The sequence below is a fragment of the Oryzisolibacter propanilivorax genome (genome assembly GCF_900103645.1).
Taxonomy (GTDB): domain Bacteria; phylum Pseudomonadota; class Gammaproteobacteria; order Burkholderiales; family Burkholderiaceae_C; genus Melaminivora; species Melaminivora propanilivorax.
This window is the reverse complement of sequence record NZ_FNHP01000003.1, coordinates 469,712-475,771: the sequence shown is the minus strand read 5'-3', so window position 1 is coordinate 475,771 and position 6,060 is coordinate 469,712. Positions and strand designations below refer to the sequence as shown.

General features: G+C 71.2%; 5 protein-coding genes and 1 pseudogene. 2 read left to right on the top strand and 4 right to left on the bottom strand.

Annotated features, from left to right (window positions below; all coding sequences use genetic code 11):
- Both BLQ61_RS17565 and BLQ61_RS07705 read left to right on the top strand, forming a co-directional pair.
- Positions 1 to 119, top strand: a pseudogene (locus BLQ61_RS17565) (electron transfer flavoprotein subunit alpha/FixB family protein); the annotation flags it as partial.
- 109 nt (positions 120 to 228) lie between these two features.
- Positions 229 to 1,767: a class I adenylate-forming enzyme family protein gene (locus BLQ61_RS07705; RefSeq protein ID WP_245703897.1), complete on the top strand. Its 1,539-nt coding sequence runs from the start codon at positions 229 to 231 to the stop codon at positions 1,765 to 1,767.
- Here the strand turns inward: BLQ61_RS07705 and BLQ61_RS07700 are convergent.
- The 4 genes from BLQ61_RS07700 to cysK all read right to left on the bottom strand — a co-directional run bounded on the left by BLQ61_RS07700 (position 1,746) and on the right by cysK (position 5,961).
- Positions 1,746 to 2,786, bottom strand: a complete 1,041-nt coding sequence (locus tag BLQ61_RS07700) for a lysylphosphatidylglycerol synthase transmembrane domain-containing protein (protein ID WP_091568576.1) — start codon at positions 2,784 to 2,786, stop codon at positions 1,746 to 1,748. The two genes, BLQ61_RS07705 and BLQ61_RS07700, sit on opposite strands and share 22 nt — an antisense overlap.
- A 31-nt stretch (positions 2,787 to 2,817) precedes the next feature.
- Entirely contained in the window at positions 2,818 to 4,056 is a 1,239-nt protein-coding gene (gene clsB / locus BLQ61_RS07695) for a cardiolipin synthase ClsB (protein ID WP_091568574.1), read from the bottom strand.
- Positions 4,053 to 4,823: an endonuclease/exonuclease/phosphatase family protein gene (locus BLQ61_RS07690; RefSeq protein ID WP_175488239.1), complete on the bottom strand. Its 771-nt coding sequence runs from the start codon at positions 4,821 to 4,823 to the stop codon at positions 4,053 to 4,055. The genes clsB and BLQ61_RS07690 overlap by 4 nt, the downstream gene beginning before the upstream one ends.
- A 220-nt stretch (positions 4,824 to 5,043) precedes the next feature.
- A complete protein-coding gene (gene cysK / locus BLQ61_RS07685; protein ID WP_091568571.1) occupies positions 5,044 to 5,961 on the bottom strand; it encodes a cysteine synthase A in 918 nt (305 codons plus the stop codon).
- Positions 5,962 to 6,060 lie beyond the last annotated feature (99 nt).

Sequence of the window (6,060 nt, the reverse complement as noted above, 5' to 3'; positions counted from 1 at the left end):
AGGTGATCGTGGCCATCAACAAGGACGCGGAGGCGCCGATCTTCTCGGTGGCCGACTACGGGCTGGAGGCGGATCTGTTCCAGGCCGTGCCGGAGATGCAGCAGACGCTGCCGTCCTGAGCAATGCACAGGGTCCATGGCTGGAATATGTGCCAGAAGCCTGTCTGGCCCTGATATGTAAAGGTCTTTCAGCTATCAAAAAATGAGTTTCCCGGAGGCCCCGCCCACCATGCCGCCCTTGACCGAGATGCCGTTTCGCACCCTGCCCGAGCTGATCCACGCCCACGCCGCCCGCCAGGGCCGGCAACTGGCGCTCACCGGCGAGGGCGAGTCGCTGGACTATGCGCAGCTGGATGCGCTCATGGACCGCGTCGCCGCCACGCTGCAGCAGGGCGGTGTGCGGCCGGGCCAGGCGGTGGCGCTGTGCGCGCTGAATTCGGTGCGCTATGGCGCGCTGCTGCTAGGGGCGCTGCGCGCCGGCGCGGTGGTGGTGCCGCTGCCCATCTCGGCCACGCCGGACACGCTGGCCGCTATGCTGGCCGACGCCGAGGCGCGCGTGCTGCTGGCCGACCAGGCCGCGCCACCGGCGCTGCCGGGCCCGGCGCAGCCGCTGCGCGTGTCGCTGGACGGCGTGGCGCCGGGGCTGCCCCTTGAGGACTGGCTGGCGCCCGAGGGCACGTGCCCGGAGCCCGTGAAGATCGGCCCGCAGGCGCCGTTCAACATCATCTATTCCTCGGGCACCACCGGCACGCCCAAGGGCATCGTGCAGCCGCACGGCATGCGCTGGTCGCACATCCAGCGCGGCGCCCAGCACGGCTACAGCCCCCGGGGCACCACGCTGCTGGCCACGCCGCTGTACTCCAACACCACCCTGGTGGCCTTCATCCCGACCCTGGCCTACGGCGGCACGGTGGCGCTGATGGCCAAGTTCGACGCCGCGCGCTACCTGCAGCTGGCCGAGCAGCTGCGCGCCACGCACACCATGCTGGTGCCGGTGCAGTACCAGCGCCTCATGGACCGGCCGGACTTCGACCAGCATGACCTGTCGTCCTTCCAGGTCAAGTTCTGCACCAGCGCGCCGTTCCGCCCCGAGCTCAAGGCCGACGTACTGGCGCGCTGGCCGGGCGCGCTGTTCGAGTTGTACGGCATGACCGAGGGTGGCGGCACCTGCATCCTGGCCGCGCACCAGCACCCGGACAAGCTGCACACCGTGGGCCGGCCGGTGGCGGGCCACGACATCCGCCTGATCGACGAGGACGGGCGCGAGGTGCCGCCCGGCGGCACCGGCGAGGTGGTGGGCCATTCGCCCGGCATGATGACCGGCTACCACCGCCTGCCGGACAAGACGCGCGAGGCCGAGTGGTTCGACGCCGCCGGCAAGCGCTTCATCCGCACCGGCGACGTGGGGCGTTTCGACGCTGACGGCTTCCTGGTGCTGCTAGACCGGCGCAAGGACATGATCATCAGCGGCGGCTTCAACCTCTACCCCAGCGACCTGGAGGACCAGCTGCGCGCGCACCCGGCGGTGGCCGACGTGGCAGTGGTCGGCGTGCCCTCGCACCAGTGGGGCGAGACGCCGGTAGCCTTCGTCGTGCCGCGCCCCGGTCAGGCGCCGGACGCAGCCGCGCTGCGCGAGTGGTTCAACCGGCGCGCCGGCCGCACCCAGCGCTTGGCCGACCTGCGGCTGGTGGATGAACTGCCGCGCAGCGCCATCGGCAAGGTGCTCAAGCGCGAGTTGCGCGAGGGCTACGGGGACGTGGCCGGCTGACCGCTACGCTGCTGTGTGGCGGGTGGCGGCGCGCGCCGGCGCCACAGCAGTTCGGTCGCCAGCAGCGCCAGTGCCGCCAGCGCCAGCGGCGCCAGGTAGTACAGCGCGCGGAACGCCAGCACCACCGCCAGCGCCTGGCTGACCGGCAGGTAGGCCGACAGCACGGCGGTGCCCACGGCCTCCAGCACGCCCAGCCCGGCGGGGATGCGCGAGACCAGCCCGGCCACCGCGCCCAGCAGCACCATCGCCAGCGCCGCCGGATAGGGCACGCGGCCCTGCGCCAGTGCCCATACCGCGCCGCCCATCAGCGACCAGTTCAGGCTGGACAGCGCCAGCTGCAGCAGCGCCACGCGCCAGGTCGGCAGCGGCAGGGTGCGGCCGCGCAAGGTGAAGGGCCGCCCGCCCCGGCGCGCGCACAGCAGCACGTACAGCACGCTCACCGCCGCCAGCGCCACGCCCAACCAGCGCAGCTGCTGCGCACCGATCTGCCAGCCCTCGGGCAGCTGCGGCGTCCAGTGCCAGAACACGGCGCAGGCCAGCAGGAAGTAGCCGACCCAGTTGGTGACGATGGACAGCACGACGACCTGCGCGATCTGCCCCACCTCCAGCCCCTGGCGCGAGTACAGCCGGTAGCGCACCGACACCCCGCCGATGAGCGAGCCCAGGTTCAGCGTGAACGGGTAGGCGATCAGCGTGATGGCCATGGTGCGCGCTGCGCTCACATCGTGGCGCACCACATGCCGGCCGAACAGGTCGAAACAGCCGTACGCCAGGTGGCTGGCCCAGGCCAGCGCCGCGCCCAGCGCCAATGTCGCCGGCGGCAGTTCCTTCAGTGCGCGCCACACCGCCGGCCAGTCCACGCGCATGCCCTGGCGCACCAGCAGCCAGACGATGAACAGCGCCACCGCACCCATCAGCAGCCCGCCCACCCAGCGCCAGGCGCGGCTGGCCAGCAGCGCGCGCCAGCGGCCGCCGCCGGCGCTAGCGGAGGGCGAGGCGGAGGAGGCGGAAGGGGCCATGCGCAAGTGGGGTCGATTGTCGGGGCGCTGCTCAGCGCGCCCCTCCGGCCTCATGGGCCTCAGCGCGCACTAGCGAGATGCTGGGGCGATGCTGTGGCAGCCAGCCGGCCCAGGTCGGGAACCAGCGCATTAGGTGGTACACGCAGTAGCCACGCAGCAGCCGTAAGCCCTCCCACGCGCCCTGCGGCTCGGGGGTGACCTCGTTGCAGCTGTCGCACATCAGCTTTTGCAGGCGCTGGTGGAGCAGCGCGTTGAAGGCGCGGTCGCGGATGACGACGTTGGCCTCCAGGTTCAGCGACAGGCTTAAGGGGTCCAGGTTGCTGGAGCCAACGGTGGACCACTCATCGTCCACCAGCGCCACCTTGCCGTGCAGCGGCCGGTCGCAGTATTCGTACACGCGCACGCCGGCGCGCAGCAGGTGGTCGTACAGCAGGTTGGCGGCCGTCTTGACGATGGGCATGTCGGGCTCGCCCTGCAGGATCAGGCTGACCTGCACGCCGCGGCGCGCGGCGCGGCGCAGCGCGCGCACCAGGCGCCAGCCGGGGAAGAAGTAGGCGTTGGCGATGACCACGCGCTCGCGCGCGGCGCGCAGCGCAATCAGGTAGTGGCGCTCGATGGCAGTGGTGTGCTGCTCGTTGTCGCGCGTGACGAAAATGGCGTCGGCGCTGCCGGCGGCCGGCAGCTGCGCCAGCGGCGCGCGCTGCGCGCGCCGGCGCTCTTCCTTGGTCAGCACCGCGCGGCGGGCGAAGCGGTGCATGTGCGCCACGACGGGCCCGCGCACCCGCACCGCCCAGTCCTGCTTGGCCTGCGGGCCGAAGTCGGCCACATGGTCGGCCGAGTAGTTGATGCCGCCGATGAAGCCCAGTTCGCCATCCACGACGACGATCTTGCGGTGCATGCGCCGCAGCACGTTCAGCCGCTGGCCGAACAGGCGCCGCCCGCCCGGGTCGAACACCCGGAAATGCACGCCGGCCTGCACCAGCTCGGTGATGAAGGCGTCGGGCAGGTCGGGCGAGCCGAAGCCATCCACCAGCACGTGCACCTCCACCCCGCGCCGCGCAGCGTCCAGCAGCGCGGCATGCAGCGCACGACCGATCTTGTCGTCGAACAGGATGAAGGTCTCCAGCAGCACTTCCTGGCGCGCGCCGCGGATGGCCTCGAACACGGCCGGGAAGAACTCCTCGCCGTTTTCCAGCAGCTCGAACTGGTTGCCCGGCACCCAGCGCGACGAACGCCGGGGCCGCACGCGCCGCGTCGCCTGGCTGCTCATAGCGCGATCTCCGCGGCCAGCGGTGCGTGGTCCGACAGCCGGCTCCAGGGCCGCTTGGGCAGTACCACCGGGGTGTGCACGGCCACGCCGCGCACGTAGATGCGGTCCAGCGCCAGCAGCGGCATGGGCGCCGGAAAGGTGCGCACCGCGCGCCCCAGGGTGTGCACGAAGACCTCGCGCAGGCGCGCCTCGCGCAGCAGCAGGCCGTGCGCGCGCCCGCGCCAGTCGTTGAAGTCGCCGGCAACTATCACCGGCTCGCCCTCGGGCAGCGAGCGCACCAGCGCCGCCATGCGGTGCAGCTGCTGCTGGCGGTGTCCTTCCTGCAGGCCCAAGTGCACGCAGATGGCGTGCACCGGCGTGTCGCGCTCGGGCGGCTGCAGCACGCAGTGCAGCATGCCGCGTCGCTCGGGGCCGGCGATCGAGATGTCATGGTTCTCGTAGTGCACGATGGGGAACTTGGACAGCAGCGCGTTGCCGTGGTGGCCGTTGTCGTACACCGCGTTGCGGCCATAGGCGTACTGGCTCCAGATCGAGTCGGCCAGGAATTCGTAGTGCGGCTGGTCCGGAAAATTCGCCAGGCGCCGGGCGTGGCGCTGGTGCGTGCCCAGCACCTCCTGCAGGAACACCACGTCGGCCGAGACCTGGCGCACTGCGTCGCGCAGCTCGTGCAGCATGAAGCGTCGGTTGAACGAGGTGAAGCCCTTGTGCACGTTCACGGTGAGCACCTTGAAGGCCAGGCGGCTATGGGCAGTGGGAGAAGCGGTCATGGGGCAGTCCGGTGGCGCCCGGTGCGGTCGCGCCGGCATTGGAGGGAGCGTGCGCGCCGGGCAGCTGTGTTGTCTGCCGATTCTTCCCAGCCCCCCGGGCCATGCCTGTAGGACGGCGGACCAAGCCCGTGCCTGCACCAGGCGCAAGCGTGCGTCGCCCGGGCAGGCAGCAAAAAGGCCTCCCGTAGGAGGCCCTTGGAGGGACGGCACCGGGCGGTGCTCAGCCCGGCAGGAAGCCTTCCACTGACAGGTAGCGCTCGCCGGTGTCGTAGTTGAAGCCCAGCACGCGCGCCCCCTGGCCCAGCTCGGGCAGCTTCTGGGCGATGGCGGCCAGGGCCGCGCCGGAAGAGATGCCGACCAGCAGGCCCTCCTCGCGCGCCGCACGGCGGGCGTATTCGCGCGCCGGCTCGGCGTCCACCTGGATCACGCCGTCCAGCAGGTCCACGTGCAGGTTCTTCGGGATGAAGCCCGCGCCCAGGCCCTGGATCGGGTGCGGGCCGGGCTGGCCGCCGGAGATCACCGGCGAGCCGGTGGGCTCGACGGCGAAGACCTTCAGGCTGGGGAATTTTTCCTTCAGCACCTGCGCCACGCCGGTGATGTGCCCGCCCGTGCCGACGCCGGTGATGAGCGCATCGAGCCCATCGGGGAAGTCGGCCAGGATCTCCTGCGCCGTGGTGCGCGCGTGCACCTCGACGTTGGCCGGGTTTTCGAACTGCTGCGGCATCCAGGCGCCGGGCGTGGCGGCGACGATCTCCTGCGCGCGGGCGATGGCGCCCTTCATGCCCTTGTCCTTCGGGGTCAGGTCGAAGGTGGCGCCGTAGGCCAGCATCAGGCGGCGGCGCTCCACCGACATGCTGTCGGGCATCACCAGCACCAGCTTGTAGCCCTTGACGGCGGCCACCAGCGCCAGGCCGATGCCGGTGTTGCCGCTGGTGGGCTCGACGATGGTGCCGCCGGGCAGCAGCTGGCCGCTGGCCTCGGCCGCCTCGACCATGGCCAGCGCGATGCGGTCCTTGATCGAGCCGCCGGGGTTGCCGCGCTCGGACTTGACCCAGACATTGGCGTCCGGGCCGAACAGCCGGTTGATGCGCACATGGGGCGTGTTGCCGATGGCCTGCAGGATGTTGTCGATACGCATGCGAGGGATCTCCTGGTGAGGGTTGCGGGGCAGTGAAGCTGCGAAGCCGGCCATTGTGGCGGAGCCGGTCTGCATGTGCGTGATATGGATATGCCAGCG

What these genes read in the sequence shown, in the direction of transcription:
- clsB (WP_091568574.1), bottom strand. Translation starts at nt 4,056, where the DNA reads ATGAGCAGCCAGGCGACGCGGCGCGTGCGGCCCCGGCGTTCGTCGCGC.
- cysK (WP_091568571.1), bottom strand. Translation starts at nt 5,961, where the DNA reads ATGCGTATCGACAACATCCTGCAGGCCATCGGCAACACGCCCCATGTG.
- BLQ61_RS07700 (WP_091568576.1), bottom strand. Translation starts at nt 2,786, where the DNA reads ATGGCCCCTTCCGCCTCCTCCGCCTCGCCCTCCGCTAGCGCCGGCGGC.
- BLQ61_RS07690 (WP_175488239.1), bottom strand. Translation starts at nt 4,823, where the DNA reads ATGACCGCTTCTCCCACTGCCCATAGCCGCCTGGCCTTCAAGGTGCTC.
- BLQ61_RS07705 (WP_245703897.1), top strand. Translation starts at nt 229, where the DNA reads ATGCCGCCCTTGACCGAGATGCCGTTTCGCACCCTGCCCGAGCTGATC.